Source organism: Trichocoleus sp. DQ-A3, from assembly GCF_039961975.1.
GTDB lineage: Bacteria > Cyanobacteriota > Cyanobacteriia > Cyanobacteriales > FACHB-T130 > FACHB-T130.
On the sequence record NZ_JAMPKC010000018.1, the window covers coordinates 101,756 to 116,258 of the forward strand.

General features: G+C 47.7%; 10 protein-coding genes and 1 pseudogene. 8 read left to right on the forward strand and 3 right to left on the reverse strand.

All coding sequences use genetic code 11. The features are described 5' to 3' along the window. Nucleotides 1-105: 105 nt before the first annotated feature. On the reverse strand, nucleotides 106-1,503 hold the full coding sequence (locus NDI44_RS21525; protein WP_190414679.1) for an efflux RND transporter periplasmic adaptor subunit: 1,398 nt from the start codon (nucleotides 1,501-1,503) through the stop codon (nucleotides 106-108). 228 nt (nucleotides 1,504-1,731) lie between these two features. Here NDI44_RS21525 and NDI44_RS21530 point away from each other — a divergent pair, with 228 nt between their 5' ends. From NDI44_RS21530 to psbM, 5 genes are all read left to right on the forward strand, one after another. Continuing rightward, nucleotides 1,732-2,298: a PadR family transcriptional regulator gene (locus NDI44_RS21530; protein WP_190414680.1), complete on the forward strand. Its 567-nt coding sequence runs from the start codon at nucleotides 1,732-1,734 to the stop codon at nucleotides 2,296-2,298. 259 nt (nucleotides 2,299-2,557) lie between these two features. Continuing rightward, the gene (locus tag NDI44_RS21535; RefSeq protein WP_242037141.1) at nucleotides 2,558-4,249 is read left to right on the forward strand and encodes a TolC family protein; all 1,692 of its coding nucleotides are present in this window, start codon (nucleotides 2,558-2,560) and stop codon (nucleotides 4,247-4,249) included. A 127-nt stretch (nucleotides 4,250-4,376) separates the two neighbouring features. Further along, on the forward strand, nucleotides 4,377-4,676 hold the full coding sequence (locus NDI44_RS21540; RefSeq protein ID WP_190414681.1) for a 2Fe-2S iron-sulfur cluster-binding protein: 300 nt from the start codon (nucleotides 4,377-4,379) through the stop codon (nucleotides 4,674-4,676). A 327-nt stretch (nucleotides 4,677-5,003) separates the two neighbouring features. Next, nucleotides 5,004-5,144: a hypothetical protein gene (locus tag NDI44_RS21545; RefSeq protein WP_190414682.1), complete on the forward strand. Its 141-nt coding sequence runs from the start codon at nucleotides 5,004-5,006 to the stop codon at nucleotides 5,142-5,144. 257 nt (nucleotides 5,145-5,401) lie between these two features. Beyond that, nucleotides 5,402-5,518 carry a photosystem II reaction center protein PsbM gene (psbM, locus tag NDI44_RS21550; protein ID WP_190414683.1) on the forward strand — a complete coding sequence of 39 codons (117 nt, stop codon included), beginning with the start codon at nucleotides 5,402-5,404 and terminating at the stop codon, nucleotides 5,516-5,518. 100 nt (nucleotides 5,519-5,618) lie between these two features. Here psbM and NDI44_RS21555 read toward each other — a convergent pair whose 3' ends face one another. After that, nucleotides 5,619-6,464, reverse strand: coding sequence for a universal stress protein (locus NDI44_RS21555; RefSeq protein ID WP_190414684.1), 846 nt, complete (start codon nucleotides 6,462-6,464; stop codon nucleotides 5,619-5,621). A 292-nt stretch (nucleotides 6,465-6,756) separates the two neighbouring features. After that, entirely contained in the window at nucleotides 6,757-8,727 is a 1,971-nt protein-coding gene (locus NDI44_RS21560; protein ID WP_242037142.1) for an adenylate/guanylate cyclase domain-containing protein, read from the reverse strand. 514 nt (nucleotides 8,728-9,241) lie between these two features. Between NDI44_RS21560 and NDI44_RS21565 the strand changes: the two genes are divergently transcribed. The 3 genes and pseudogenes from NDI44_RS21565 to NDI44_RS21575 form a co-directional block, all read left to right on the forward strand. Then, nucleotides 9,242-10,690, forward strand: coding sequence for a folate/biopterin family MFS transporter (locus tag NDI44_RS21565; RefSeq protein WP_190414685.1), 1,449 nt, complete (start codon nucleotides 9,242-9,244; stop codon nucleotides 10,688-10,690). 273 nt (nucleotides 10,691-10,963) lie between these two features. Further along, nucleotides 10,964-12,484 carry a carotenoid oxygenase family protein gene (locus NDI44_RS21570; protein ID WP_190414687.1) on the forward strand — a complete coding sequence of 507 codons (1,521 nt, stop codon included), beginning with the start codon at nucleotides 10,964-10,966 and terminating at the stop codon, nucleotides 12,482-12,484. Between the two features lie 175 nt (nucleotides 12,485-12,659). Then, a pseudogene (locus NDI44_RS21575) lies at nucleotides 12,660-13,553 on the forward strand (glycosyltransferase family A protein); the annotation flags it as partial. Nucleotides 13,554-14,503: the final 950 nt, after the last annotated feature.

Here is a 14,503-nt window from a genome sequence, read left to right on the forward strand (position 1 = left end):
TTAGTAATTTGTAATTGGTAATCGGTGGGTATTAAGTATTAGATATTAGGGATTAGTGAAGAAAATTCTCCATTATCTTACCCATTACCTATTACCCATTACTGATTACTTAGACTCAGGAAGAATGGGAGCGCCATCAGACAAATTCTGAAGGCCTGAGACAATAACTTTTTCTCCGGGTTGTAATCCTTCTAACACTTGATAATTATTTTTCTGGATCGCGCCCAACTTCACGGGTTTTTGCTTAGCCACAAGTTTGGGTTGTCCTGGTTGTTCTGGTTGCCCTGGTTGAGGTTGTTGTGTTTGCGCCACAAACACAAAAGTTGCTCCACCCAAGCGAGAAATAGCGCTAGTGGGGATTAAAACTCCCGGACGTTCTTGCCAAATCAGATTAGCTTTGATAAATTGTCCATCTCGCAGTTGTCCTTGTGAATTGTCAAAGCTAGCTTTTGCTTGGATGCTTTGAGAATTGCTCGTTACTCTAGGCGAAATGAAGCTAATTTGACCTGTACCTAGCACCTTTCCTTGAGAATCCTTCCCTTCAACTCTCTGCCCCAAGCGTATATCTGGCCCTCGTTCTAGCGGGATAGATAACCGCAGGTCTAGCGCTTGGTTTTGAGTAACCGTGGCAATCGTATCGCCACTCCTAACGTAGTCTCCTAACTTGACTGGGATAAGTCCGACAACGCCAGCGATGGGGGCGACAATTGTGGCATCTTTCAGTTCTTCATTGGAAAGATTGGCGTTGGCTTCAGCTTGCCGTACCCCGGCTTGTGCTTCAGAAAGGCTGGCTTGAGCTGCCTGAATGCCTTGGTTGCTAGCATTTAAGGCGGCTTGGGCGGCGCGGATATCGCGGGTAACTAGGTCTAGTTGCGCTCTGGGCAACGCGCCTTGCTGTACGAGGGTGGAAGTGCGGCGGAGGTTTTCCTGTTGTAGTTCCACTTCAGCGACACGAGAAGCCCGTTCTGCTTCTAAGGCTTTAATTTGCGAGGCGGCATTGGCACGGGTGGCGCGGGCGGCGTTAACAGCCTGGAGGACGCCAGCTAATTCTGCTTGTCTCTTTTCGCGGCTGAGTTGGACTAAGGGCTTCCCAGCCAGAACGCGATCGCCTTCAGCAACAAAAATCTGACTGACTCGTCCGTCAATTTCAGGCTTTAATACCACTGAACGTTGCGCTTCTAAAGCACCGACAAACTCGGAACTTTCCTGAATTGTCGCTGTCTCTATCGTTGATAGCTTGACAGGAACTCCTTGAGGTTGGCCCGCCGCCGCAGCAGTCGCATTCGGTGCATCATTAGCACGGCTATGCCACCACCGCCAACCAAAACCTGCACCAACGATTAAAAGGATAATTCCCAGCGCCATAGACCAACGCTGTTTTTTCCGTGGTTGATACCGCTCATTTGCCGCAGACTCATCGTATTCTAGAGCCTGACCGTCGGCTGCGATCGCAGACGGTTCTGCGTCAATTGGAACTGGAGACGGGGAATCAGGATCGGGCATTGTCGTTTCCTCTCCTTTTACTTAAGTTTGATAGCAAACCGCTCTACACTTACAAAGCCGTACTTAAACCACTTTTAACAACGTCGTGATTGGCTTATATAGTTTTCTTAATCGGCTTGCGCTCATCGCCACCCCACCTCAGCCGGATGATTGCGAAAGAGAGACAGCAGATAACATCTACATATATTAAAATCAAATGCAACTATTAATTGTATCAGATTGATATAAATGCTGGAATTAGCTACTTTAGGTTTACTACAACGCGAACCGCTACATGGCTACCGCCTAAAACAGCAACTAGAGCTGTTCATGAGTGGTTGTATCAGCGTCAACTATGGAGCTATTTATCCGCTCTTGAAGCGCCTGGAAGAACGGGGTGCAATATCAGTGCTGGTAGAGGAGGAAGGAGAAGCGGGTTCGATCCGCAAGATTTACAGCATTACGGATCGAGGGCGCGAGCGATGGATGCACAAAATGATGGAATATCCCCATGAAAGCTGGGTGAATGCTCGCTCTCGCTTCACGATCAAGTTTTTCTTTTTTGGTCACTTAGAACCTGCCAAACGGATTAAGTTGCTGGAGCATCGCTTGATGGTTTGTCGGCTGCGCCTGGAAAGCCAAGAAAGAGAATCGCTGCCAGCAGAACCTTACCAGGCAGAAGTTTGGCACAGATGTAAAGCAGTGATTCAAAGCGAAATCGAATGGTTGAACGAACGACTGGCGTCTGAACGAAGCGAACCCCCTCTGGGAAGTTCGGGGCAAAGCCAGGTAGAGGCGGGAATCATCGCCACTTGAGAGACATCGAATACTGCAATCAAATAATGGCAAAGCCATGTCAAGGGAAATACAGGGGCTATCTGCTTTAGGGCTAAGGAAATCAATTATTTCTGGCAGAATGCACCAATATCAGGCTTAGGGTTCTGCATTTTCAGGTTCTTGCCCCAATTCACAAAAATTCGTTTGCCAAGCACATTCGCAACCCAGTATCCTTCTTAAGGTGCTTGAGCTAAAGAAAAGAAGTTTTTCTAACAGCGCAGACCAAATTCAAAAACTTATGCCAAATTCTAGTCATCCGTTTCACTGGGTAGGAACTGGTTTCATGGCTGTGGGTGCGAGTGCAGCGATCGCCATGAGCTGTGCAAAAGTCAGTGTTGCACAAGAAAAGCCTCCGCTTACTCAGCCAAATCCTACTTCCGCTGAAAGTAAGGGAACCCCGTCGGTTGCCCCTACCCCAGCGCTTCCCGCAATCTCTTCCCAGACGCTAAAGGAAGCCGTTAGCCGAGATGGAGCTAGCCCTCCAAATGCAACGGGAGGCAAGACAGACGTTTCCCAGTCGGCTCCAGCACAATCGCCACAAGCACCCGCCACGCTGGAAAGCCTACCCCCTGAATATCTCAACCCCAGCGCTAATCCCCTACAATTTCCGACCAGATCTGAGGAAGTGCAAATTCAAAACTTCCAACGAATTACCCTACAACAAGCTCTGGAGCTGGCACGGCGCAACAATCGGGATTTACAAGTGGCAATTCTTACCCTAGAGCGATCGCGGGCATCCGTGCGAGAATTTCGGGCGGCTGAGTTTCCAACAATCGGCGTAGAATCAAATTTTACTAGGTCAGATTCCCCGAATGCTGAGCTACAAAATCGGCGACAACAGTCATCGCCATTAAACCCATTCTTGGGGAATGACGACGATAATACTGTTTCGACATCCTTTGACACCGGCCTGCAAGTGAGTTACGAACTCTACACCTCCGGGCGGCGCGGGGCACGTATCCGGGCGGCAGAAGAACAGCTGCGATTCGATCAGTTAGAAGTAGAACGCCAGTCCGAGCAACTACGCCTGGATGTCAGCAATGCTTACTACGATCTGCAAGAAGCCGACTCCCAAACTGAGATTTCCCAAGCAGCAGTGACAGATGCCGCCAGGAGTCTCCGGGATGCTCAATTGCTAGAACAAGCTGGACTTGGAACGCGATTTGACGTACTGCGGGCGCAGGTGCAGCTGGCAAATGCCGTGCAGGATCTCACTCGCAGCCGGAGTCAGCAGAGCATTGCCCGCAGGCAATTAACGAGGCTGTTGAGTCTAGGGGAAACCGTTGAGGTGGCAGCAGCAGATGAAATTGAGGTCGCTGGTGAATGGAATCTAACACTAGAACAGAGTATTATCCTCGCCGTGAAGAATCGCGCTGAGCTAGAACAGCTCTTGGCTCGACGGAACATCAGCCAAGAGCAAAGGCGCATTGCCCTGGCGGCAACCAGACCGCAAGTCAACCTCGTTGCCAACTACAGCGTTTTAGGGGTATTAAATGACGATATCGGGCCTGCCGATGGTTTAACCCTGGGGGCGCAATTCCGATGGGATTTTTACGATGGGGGAGCCGCCAGAGCGAGAGCCAGTCAGGAAGAAACGAACATAGCGATCGCTGAAACTCAATTTGCCGACCAGCGCAACCAAATCCGCTTGGAGGTGGAACAAGCTTATTTCAACTTAAGGTCGAATGCCGAGAATATTCAAACTGCCTTTTTTGCCGTTACCCAGGCAGAAGAAAGCTTGCGTCTGGCAGAGTTACGATTTAGATCTGGCGTTGGTACCCAGACAGATGTCATTAGCGCTCAAACCGAGCTAACTCGTGCTAGAGTAAACCGTCTTACAGCGGTTCTGGATTACAATCGCTCTCTGGCAGCTCTCGAACGGGCGATCAGCAATCTCCCAGATAGTCAACTTTTCGATCAGCCCCAATAGGGTGAGCGAAGCAAATCGAGCCTACGGTGTCTCAAAACACCACTGGCATTTCAGTAGAGATCGGCTTTGCTAAATTTGTATAATTTTTTAAGATTTGTTAATAGAAGCGAGGTGAGTTAAAAGGCGGATGGCTAATATTACATTTGTCAATGAAAATCAAGAAGCGATCGCAGCGGATGGGGCTAACTTAAGAGAAAAAGCCCTCCAGAACGGCATTGATATCTATACCTTTAGGGGAAAGATGATGAACTGCGGGGGCTACGGTCAATGCGGTACCTGCATTGTGGAAATTGTGGAAGGTATGGAAAATCTTTCGCCTCGCACTGAGGTGGAAAATCGCAAACTGAAGAAAAAGCCAGAAACCTATCGCTTAGCTTGTCAAACTCTTGTAAATGGCCCAACAAGTGTGAAAACAAAGCCGCGATAAAAAATTGAAGGTTTATTAACGCAAAGATCGCAAGGATTTCGCAAAGTTACGCAAAGGCAATGATAAATTCTCTGCCGGACTCTGCGATTCCTTTGCATCCTCTGCGTTTAAGTTTTCTCGCTCTACTGCCTAGAACAATCCTCCTAGCGACACTAGCTTGAAAAATTCTTGCTTGATCTTTTGATAAATTGGAATCTTCCCGGTTGGATGTGAGCATACCCGGTCGTACCTAAAAAGTCGTACCTAAAAATAAGGGAACATCTTGAGATCGCATCGCATCGTTTCAGAACTTTACCCAACCGATGCACAGCAGCACCAGAAGCGCCGATGATTGGTCGTGAAATTCGGCAATTATGGGTCGGAAAACCAAGGAAATACCGCATTCTATTTGTGGTCGAACAAGATGTCGTAGCCGTTCTTCATGTTCGGCACAGTCGCCAAGCTTATTTGGGTGACGAGTCTGAGTAAGGTTGTTGCGTAAAATATGCGATCGCTTTTCTCTTTCCTTTAAGAATAAAGCGCGATCGCGAAGGGCCGACCTGTCGGTTCGCTTTTTATATTGGTGAGAGCGCGATCGCCTCAATGTCTGCTCCAGGAGAGCGATCGCGCTTGCATGGGAAAATGCGATCGCTATTTTGGCTTCTTGGGATCGCACTCTCCTCAAGACAGACACCGGATGATATGCTTAAGGGTGGTGCTTTAAAGTTAATTAGAGGCTGGGTTCAATGCAAGTTAACGATCTTGGTTTTGTCGCCAGCATCCTGTTTGTGCTGGTTCCCACAGTTTTCTTGTTGATTCTGTACATCCAAACTGCTAGCCGCGAAAGCAACAAGAATCCTTAATCATCTGTATCGAACAAAATCCCCCCGCTGTAGTATGGACAAGGCTCTTGCCATGTCCTTCTGGCGAGGGGAATTTTTTTAGGCTTAGGTTTGGCGTTTCTTAGGTAGTCGCTGTGCGTCCTAAGAGAACGGGACAATTTGCATAGACTCGCACGTAGTCGGATAGCGAGGTTCCCAGCAAGCGATCCAAATCTGGTAAACCTTTGGCAATCGAAGGACGGCGATCGGGAGAACCCAGCATCAACAAATCAACATTTGATTCCTCTGCCAAACGACAGATTTCTGGGCCTGCTTTACCATTTCCGGTGACACACTTATAAGAAATGCCTTGTTTTTTAGCGGCAGCGATCGCAGGAGCAAGTACAGGATCTTTTTCAGCGTTAGCGGCTTCTTCAAAACCTGTCCGAGCTTTGTTGACGTGAACCAGAACCAACTGCCCACCCTTTTTATCTCGCAACAGAAACAAAGCCAGATTTAAGCATTGTTGTGCCGATTCTGAGCCGTCCATTGCAACCATGATGCGGTTGATTTTCTTGACGTAAATATCGTCTTTCACCAACAACATTGGGCGGGAAGACAATTGGAAAACATATTGGCTGACCGAATTTTCTAAAATGGATTCCAGACGCTTTAGGCCCCGCGAACCCATAATAATCAAATCAGCATTTATTTCTTCTGCTACCTGGCAAACCGTATCCTTCGGATCGCCCTGCCTCAGCATGGTGTTAACGTGATTTGGGTCTAGGTTCAGAGTCTGGATGGCTGTAGCGAGAATCCTGCCTCCCTCTTCCCACTTTGAAGTCATGGACTCAGTGGTAATTTGAGAAGGAACGACGTGCAAGATAGTGACCGCTGCCCGTTGGATCGAAGGCAGTTCTATCAAAGCCTTGAGCATCTCTTCAGAATGTCCAGTTCCAGAGTCTGCTAACAAAATTTTTTCAATCATCGAAATGCCTCTTTATCAGAAAAAATCGCTCTGTTTTTATTGCTTTCTGACCCAATGAATCGGGAAGTAGATGTTGATGAAAGTGTGATAACTGCTAACAACAGTAACCGATTTATCTGGGAAGTGAGTTTTTCATCATTCAGCATACTTCTGATAGTGACGTTAATTTTTAACGATTTATGACACTGCTTTAATAAGCGCAAAAAATATTCATTAATTTTTGTAACCTAATTAATCGGAACACGTCAAAGGAGCATCTACACTCGCTGTATCTTAGAAAATTTGCTAGTCATCAAACTTCTGACGCTCTTTCCCTTTGACGCCCCACCACAAGATAGACATCAACCATTTGCTGTTTGCCCTTCAGTGGCAATGGTCCCCAAGATTCAACCAGAAACTGGTTATCAAGATGAACCAGGGTTTCCTTACCGATCAGGACGCGGCAGTTGCTTGGTTGGCGGTGTTTCTCGCAACTTTCCAAGCGAGCGGCAGTATTAACGCTGTCCCCAATGACGCCATATTCTAGGCGGTCTTTGCCTCCTAAACTGCCAACGACGACGGGACCCGTAAAAATTCCAATTCGCATCTGGATGACTGGCAAGCCACGAGTTTTCCAGTTTTGGTTCAATTCCTCTAGAATTTCGCCGATTGCTAGAGCGCATTCTATCGAGCGCTGGGCATCAAGAGCGACTTCCTCCTTGTGGATGCGATCCATCGGCACGCCAAACACAGCCATGAAGCCATCCCCGGTAAACTTGTTGATAATGCCTTCATGGCCGATGATTTCGTGGGTGACGACATCCAGCATTTCATTTAACCATTCCAGCAAAGCTTCCGGAGGCATTTGTTCGGCAATGGTACTGAAATCTTTGATATCTGCAAACATCATGGTTGCGATTAGCTTAATTCCTGGTAATTTCCCAGATTTGATCAAGCGATCGCGTCCTTTCCAGAGAGCTTTGGCAACTTCCGGTGAAGTATTCTGTCCCAAAAGCTTCATGATAATTTGTTGCTGCTGCTGTGCATCATAAGAGCGGTAGGTAATGACCACCCCGCTGGTGAGGATAAATCCCAGTACGGGAGCCGACAGAGGCACCCATCCTTGCACAGTAAATAGATAGAAGCAGGTGCCCAACAGAACCCCCAAACCAACGCCGCAGCCCAAAATTAAGACAACGGGATGCCGCAACCACCAAGCCGCGATCGCGCCGAGCAGTGTCCATCCGACAATCCATAACACCTCTATCCGTTCATCCCAGAACCAAAATAGGGGTCGCTCCCCCGTGGCAGCGTCAAGGAATTGGCTGACCATCTGGGCATGAACCAAGACGCCGGGCATCTTGGCGGTTTCCTTCTCGGCTGGGCTGTAGGGGGTTGAGAAAGTATCTTTGGCGCTGGGTGCCGTTGTGCCAATCAGCACAATCTTGTTTTTCACCCAGTTCGGGTCAATCTGTCCCTTTAAAACTTGGGTGAGCGTAACTTGCCGCGCCACGTTTGAGGAGCGGTAATTCAGCAGAACTTGGTAGCCCCGCGCATCCATATTTTGATACCCGCCAGAGTTTTGCTGGAGCGGGACAAATACCGCTTTTGCCAGTTGAATATAATCGGGATTTTGTTGGCTGGACTCTGGTGTGATGCCTACACTTTCTAAATAAGCGATCGCTAGCCGCAGGGAAAACGAGAAATAAGTGCTTGTATCATCCGAGACAAACAATAGATTGCGACGGACAACGCCATCCGGATCGAGCAGCAAATCGTTAAAACCAACTCGATCCTCTGGAAATCCCGGCGGCGGCGACACCAGTTCCAGCTCCGTATCGCCAAATTTCTTAATGGCAAAGATATTTTTTTCCCGGAGTTGCACCTTAAGTTCGGCATTTCCTGGTTGTTGCGGGATTTCCCGATACACATCTAAGCCAATTACTTGAGGCTGCAATGATTGCAACTTTGCCAATAGCTGCGCCATTGTCCGGTCGGATAAAGGCCATTGTTTCTGAGTGCGAATGTCGCCTTCTGTAATGCCCACAACTAAGAGCCGAGGGTCGGGACCTGGATCGGAATGTAACCGCACCAGTTGGTCTAAAGCGACGAGTTCTAGAGGTTGTAGACCGCCCAAATGACGCACTCCTAAAACGAACCCGCTCACAACAAGACTAGCGATCGCTACCACTCGCACACCCGTGAATTCCGACAACGCAATCTTGAGGCGATCGCTTAGATCCAATAGCGTGGATGTCTGGGACTTAAAAAAGCCTTTCATCATCGCCCTAGCCTTAGCGGAGCTAACATGGGGAGAAACAGAGGCAAAGACAGAGCCATAGCATTTTCTACTGTAGCTTTTGGGCTAATTTCGGGAATTGAAAACTGGTAAATTTACCGACTGCTGATTTGGCATTACCACATTATGGCACTTGGACAGTGACGGGCTACACCCCTCATTCTGGGTAAACAGTCAGGAATCATGGAAAAAGAAAAAATTGCTAATTTCTAGAAATGGGTTCGATCGAAATGGGAAAGCGACTTACAAATATCGCCAACCCTATACAAGTCAATCTTTATAGACGACTTCTTTCCCACAACAAGATTACCGAATGCAGTTATTTCCACCTTCTCCCTAGAAGCCTCTGAAGTTCCTATCCTGCCTAATCTGTACTCTCTTGAGAGGAAGGAATTAAGGGCTACCAACCACTGAATCATCCCGGCTTTGGACTGACAACACATCCAAAGTGGGAGGTTATCATAGGGTGAATGTTGATATTTCTTAAAAAAAGTTATCAATGCAGTTTTCCCCCTCTGGTATGTCCGAAATCAAGAACTCCGCGATCAAAAAGGTGTTCTTTGGTCATGAGCCGACTCCTGAGTTATGCGCCATTCTAACGGTCTATTTGGTGCAGGGAATCTTGGGTTTAGCGCGTCTAGCAGTCAGCTTTTTTCTCAAAGATGAACTGTCGCTAAGTCCGGCTCAAGTTTCGGCTTTGATGGGCATTGCTGCCATTCCTTGGGTGGTAAAGCCATTATTTGGTTTTCTGTCAGATGGTCTACCGGTGTTTGGCTACCGGCGGCGACCCTATCTGATCTTATCCGGACTATTGGGAGCGATTTCCTGGTTTAGTCTGGCAACGATTGTGCATACAGCTTGGGCGGCGACAGTGGCGATCGCGCTTTCGTCCCTCTCGGTAGCGGTTAGCGATGTAATTGTAGACTCGCTGGTGGTAGAACGAGCCAGGGCAGAGTCTCAGAGTGATGCCGGTTCCCTGCAATCCCTCTCCTGGGGTGCCTCATCGCTGGGAGGCTTAGTAACTGCGTATTTTAGCGGTTTCCTTTTGCAACACTTCGGGAGCCATACTATTTTTGCCATTACCGCTGGTTTCCCCTTAATCGTGTCAGCGGTTGCTTGGTTAATTGCAGAAGAGCCAATTAGCGATCGCCCGGATGTCTCCACCGTTGCCAACCAGATCAAACAACTGGGAAAAGCGGTTAGCCAAAAATCAATCTGGCTACCAACCGCCTTTCTGTTCCTTTTGCAAGCCACACCGACCGCAGATAGTGCCTTTTTCTACTTCACTACCAACGAACTAGGGTTTGAGCCAGAATTTTTGGGACGGGTACGTCTCGTCACCAGTCTCGCCTCCCTGCTCGGAATTGCAATTTTTCAACGATTTCTCAAAGCCGTCCCCTTTCGCACCATTTTCACCTGGACAACGATCATCGCAGCGGCACTTGGAATGACCACGCTGCTGCTGGTGACTCATACCAACCGCTCTTTAGGCATCGACGATCGCTGGTTCAGCCTGGGAGACAGTCTGATTCTGACCGTTATGGGACAGATTGCTTATATGCCCTTGTTGGTACTCGCGGCGCGGCTATGTCCGCCTGGAGTAGAAGCAACCTTGTTTGCGCTGCTGATGTCGGTGACAAATATGGCAGGGTTATTGTCCCACGAACTGGGAGCCGTCCTCACCTATTGGCTGGGCATCACCGAAAGGAATTTTGACCATCTCTGGCAGTTGGTCGTGATTACGAATCTATCAACCCTTTTGCCGCTGCCACTGATTGGTTGGCTACCCGCAGGCAAACCGGAAACCGAGCCATCTGGCGAGATGCCAAGCTTGCAACCGTCATCAGCCATACATATTCAGTCAGCCCCCATTCAGCATCGGGAACGGTCTTTTGTTCCTGACTTTCTTCCAGAACTCATCCCCACAGTAGAAGAACCCGCCGACTAAAAGAGGAAGGATCGAGAGTAGGCAGTGCTGATTCCGCTTCCCGTTTCAGACTGGAAACGAAAATCAGAAAGCTGCGGCACTCACTAGGCGGATGCAATGAAATTGAAGATTTTCGTCGGTTGGGACGCCAGGAAACCCAACACCTGCATAGGGTAGCGATCGCTATCCCATCCGACAAATCATTCATCCGTGCGACTTAACGTGCAGCGGCGCTAACACGTCTGTCCTAGTTCACGATCGCGTCACGAGTTTTTCTAAGCCGAATCGTTTAATATGCAAATACCCACACCAGAACGCTTTCCGGTGCCCACAGAGGTGCCCGATCAACTTCCCTACCACATTAAAAAGTGGCAAAAGGGCTATGAATCTTTGCCGCAAGAATTCGATTATTGGATTGATGACATTGAAGGGGAGATTCCCGCAGAACTAGAAGGAACGCTGTTTCGGAATGGCCCCGGGTTGCTAGATGTCAAGGGTCAACGCATCCATCACCCATTTGATGGAGATGGCATGATTGCCAAGATCGCCTTTTCAGAAGGTCGCGCCCACTTTCGCAATCGCTTTGTCCGCACACAGGGCTATGTGGAAGAACAGAAAGCCGGTAAAATTCTCTATCGCGGCGTCTTTGGCACCCAGAAGCCCGGTGGTTGGCTAGCCAATGCTTTTGATGTGAAACTCAAAAATATTGCCAACACCAACGTCATTTACTGGGGGGGCAAACTCCTGGCGCTTTGGGAAGCTGCCGAACCTCATCTTTTAGACCCCAACACCTTGGAAACCCTGGGGAAAGAATATTTGGACGGGGTTTTGCAAAATGGTGACGCCTTTGCCGCTCATCCTCGCATTGACCCTAGATGCGATCGCCAGGGTGGTGCCCCTTGCCTGGTGAACTTTGCCATTAAACCGGGTCTTTCCAGCACCATCATCATCTATGAATTAGACGCGGCTGGCAAAGTTGTGCAGCAGAACTCTCACAGCGTTCCTGGCTTCGCCTTCATCCACGATTTTGCGATTACGCCCAATTACTGCATCTTCTTCCAAAATCCCGTTTCCTTCAACCCGGTGCCTTTCCTGCTGGGATTTCGCGGTGCGGGTGAGTGTGTCAAGTTCCAGGCGGAGCAACTCACCCGGATTGTGGTGATTCCCCGCAACCCCCAACCAGGGGAAAAAATGCAAATTTTTGAAACTCAGTCGGGTTTTGTCTTCCACCATGCCAATGCCTTTGAGCAAGGGGACGAAATTTGTATTGACTCAATTTGCTATGAGTCTTTTCCAGAAGTTGAGCCGGAATCAGACTATCGGGAGGTAGACTTTCAGGCACTATCCCCCGGACAAATGTGGCGGTTCCAGTTTAATTTAAAGGATAAAGATAAAACGGTACGGCGGAGGCTTTTAGAAAGCCGTTGCTGCGAGTTTCCCTTCGTTCATCCCGAACGAGTCGGACGCCCTTATCAGTATCTATATCTGGGTGCAGCTCATGCTGCCGAGGGCAATGCGCCTCTCCAAGCTATCCTCAAGGTGGATTTAGAATCAGATTGTCGCCAACTCTGGAGTGCAGCACCCCAAGGCTATGTTAGCGAACCGATCTTTGTCCCTCGTCCGGGTGCTACCCGTGAAGATGAGGGTTGGGTGCTGACGTTAGTTTACGACTCTTCTCACCACCGCTCTGATGTCGTTATTTTAGATGCCGCACACGTCGATCGAGGTCCGGTGGCGCGATTGCACTTGAAGCATCATATCCCTTATGGGTTGCATGGCAACTTTACGTCCCACTGCTTTGCGCCCAGCCACTAGCTCTCTAGTCAGCCAATTTTGGATTTTAAAGCGGTTATGGAGGAGCGATCGCTCCTCTAAAAGCTAAAATTGTCTGACTCCTGTACTATAAAGCTTTGCAAATCTAGTAATTTCCACCTTCTCTTTTGCATCAAGATAGGATACCTTTGGCTGAAGTATCCCAAGCGGAGCTGGGATGAAATTCAGTATCGTTATTACGACTTATAACCGCCTTTCCTTACTAAAACGGGCAATTGACACCTCTCTTGCCCAAACACTGCCCTGTGAAGTCATTGTTGCTGATGACTGCTCCTCGGATGGCACCCAAGCCTATGTGAGCGGTTTAGTGGCAGCGCTTCGAGACAAAGGTGACGAACGCCTCGTTTATCACCGCAATCAAATTAACCTGGGTCACTCGGCGACGATGAATGCTGGAGTGCAACTTGCTAAAGGCGAGTGGATTAAGCCGGTTGATGATGATGACTATTTAGCACCGAATTTTATAGAGGAAATGAATCGGGCGATCGCGCTGTGTCCAAACGCTGTCATTGCCTCTTGTCAGGCGGCGCAGGTTGATGTCAACGAGGTCGAACTTTACAGAACCCGACAAATTGGTCCCGGCAAAGCTTTCTCTATTCCCCAAGAAGACCTTCATTTTGGGATGCTACTAGAACTTATCCCTTTTGGTACTCCCATTCAAGTTGTCTTCGCTCGTTGGGCTTTTCTGAAATCCGGCGGCTGGGATTCTAGCTTAGATGCGAACTTTGATGACATTGATTCTTGGATCAAAATTGCCCAGTTTGGAGATGCTGTTTTTGTAAATCAGTGCCTTGCTTATCGCACAATTTGGCCTGGAGCTTACAATCAAAAGTTTCCTCTTAAAACGAGGATGGATACTAATATTTTGATGAAGGAAAAAATCTATGCTTTGGTGAGTGAAACTCACCGTGCTGAAACTCCACCAATTAAAAATATTCAAGCTTATCTTAAACTACATTGGAGTCTGGTAGCTCTCAAGCAAGGAAAAATATTGAGTGCTATTAAAATGGCATTTCCCTCAGTTTTTTCACTAAGTGCATGGAAGATTTTAGTAATTAATAATCTATCGAATCCTCGGCAAGTCTTCTTGGCTCAAAAGCAAGTTGATACCAATAGTTCGCTGTCTAAATCGATTCCTTATTCGGAATCTATTCATGGCTCTATTGTTCCAAAGAATCGGTTTAAAACAGCACAGCTTCAAGAATTACGCATTTCTCTAAAATTCCGCTGTAGCCGGATTGCTTTCAAGCAAGGAGAATTTTTCAGCGCTACTAAAATGGCTGTAAATGGTGTCGTTTCGCTAGTTGGATGGAAGCTTTTTGGGATAACGGATTTTCCTCAATCTCTTAACAAAAAGCTCCAGAACCAAAATCATTTACTAGATAGAAATGTTCTAGTGATGGAAAAAATCTATGCTTTAGTTAGTGAAAAACACCAATCTACTATTTCCAACCTTCAAGAGTGGCAAGCTTATTTCAAACTGCGTGCAGGATTTTTAGCGATTCGGCAAGGAAAATTAGCGATCGCTTCTCAAATGGTATTCCCCGCTATATTTTCCTTTGCTGCATGGAAGCTATTAGTAAAAGTTATTTTATTGCGGCAACACCATAGTAAAGAACCCTTAATTCGCCGGTTAGTGCTATACAGATTACCAGAAGGCAAAAATAAGGATTGAAAGGGAAGATAGCACCTTCCCAGATTTGTGAAAATATTACTTTTCTCTGTCCCTTTGCCTCAATCGCTTTTTTTTCTAAAGAATATTGCTTGAATCGCTTTTTGAGCTTGATATAGTGTTGTCTTAAATAATTTGTGAAGCGAGATACCCGACTTTTTTAAAAAAGCTGGGTAGCTGAAACACTAGCATCTCCCAACTAAAATAGGATTGCTATAAGTAGCTGGGACTAATTAAATATAAGATGGGATAGGTTCTCTAAAGGGAGTTTTCCATTATTTATGCCTGCTCCGATTCGGATTATCTTAAGCGAAGCAGAGGACTCAATG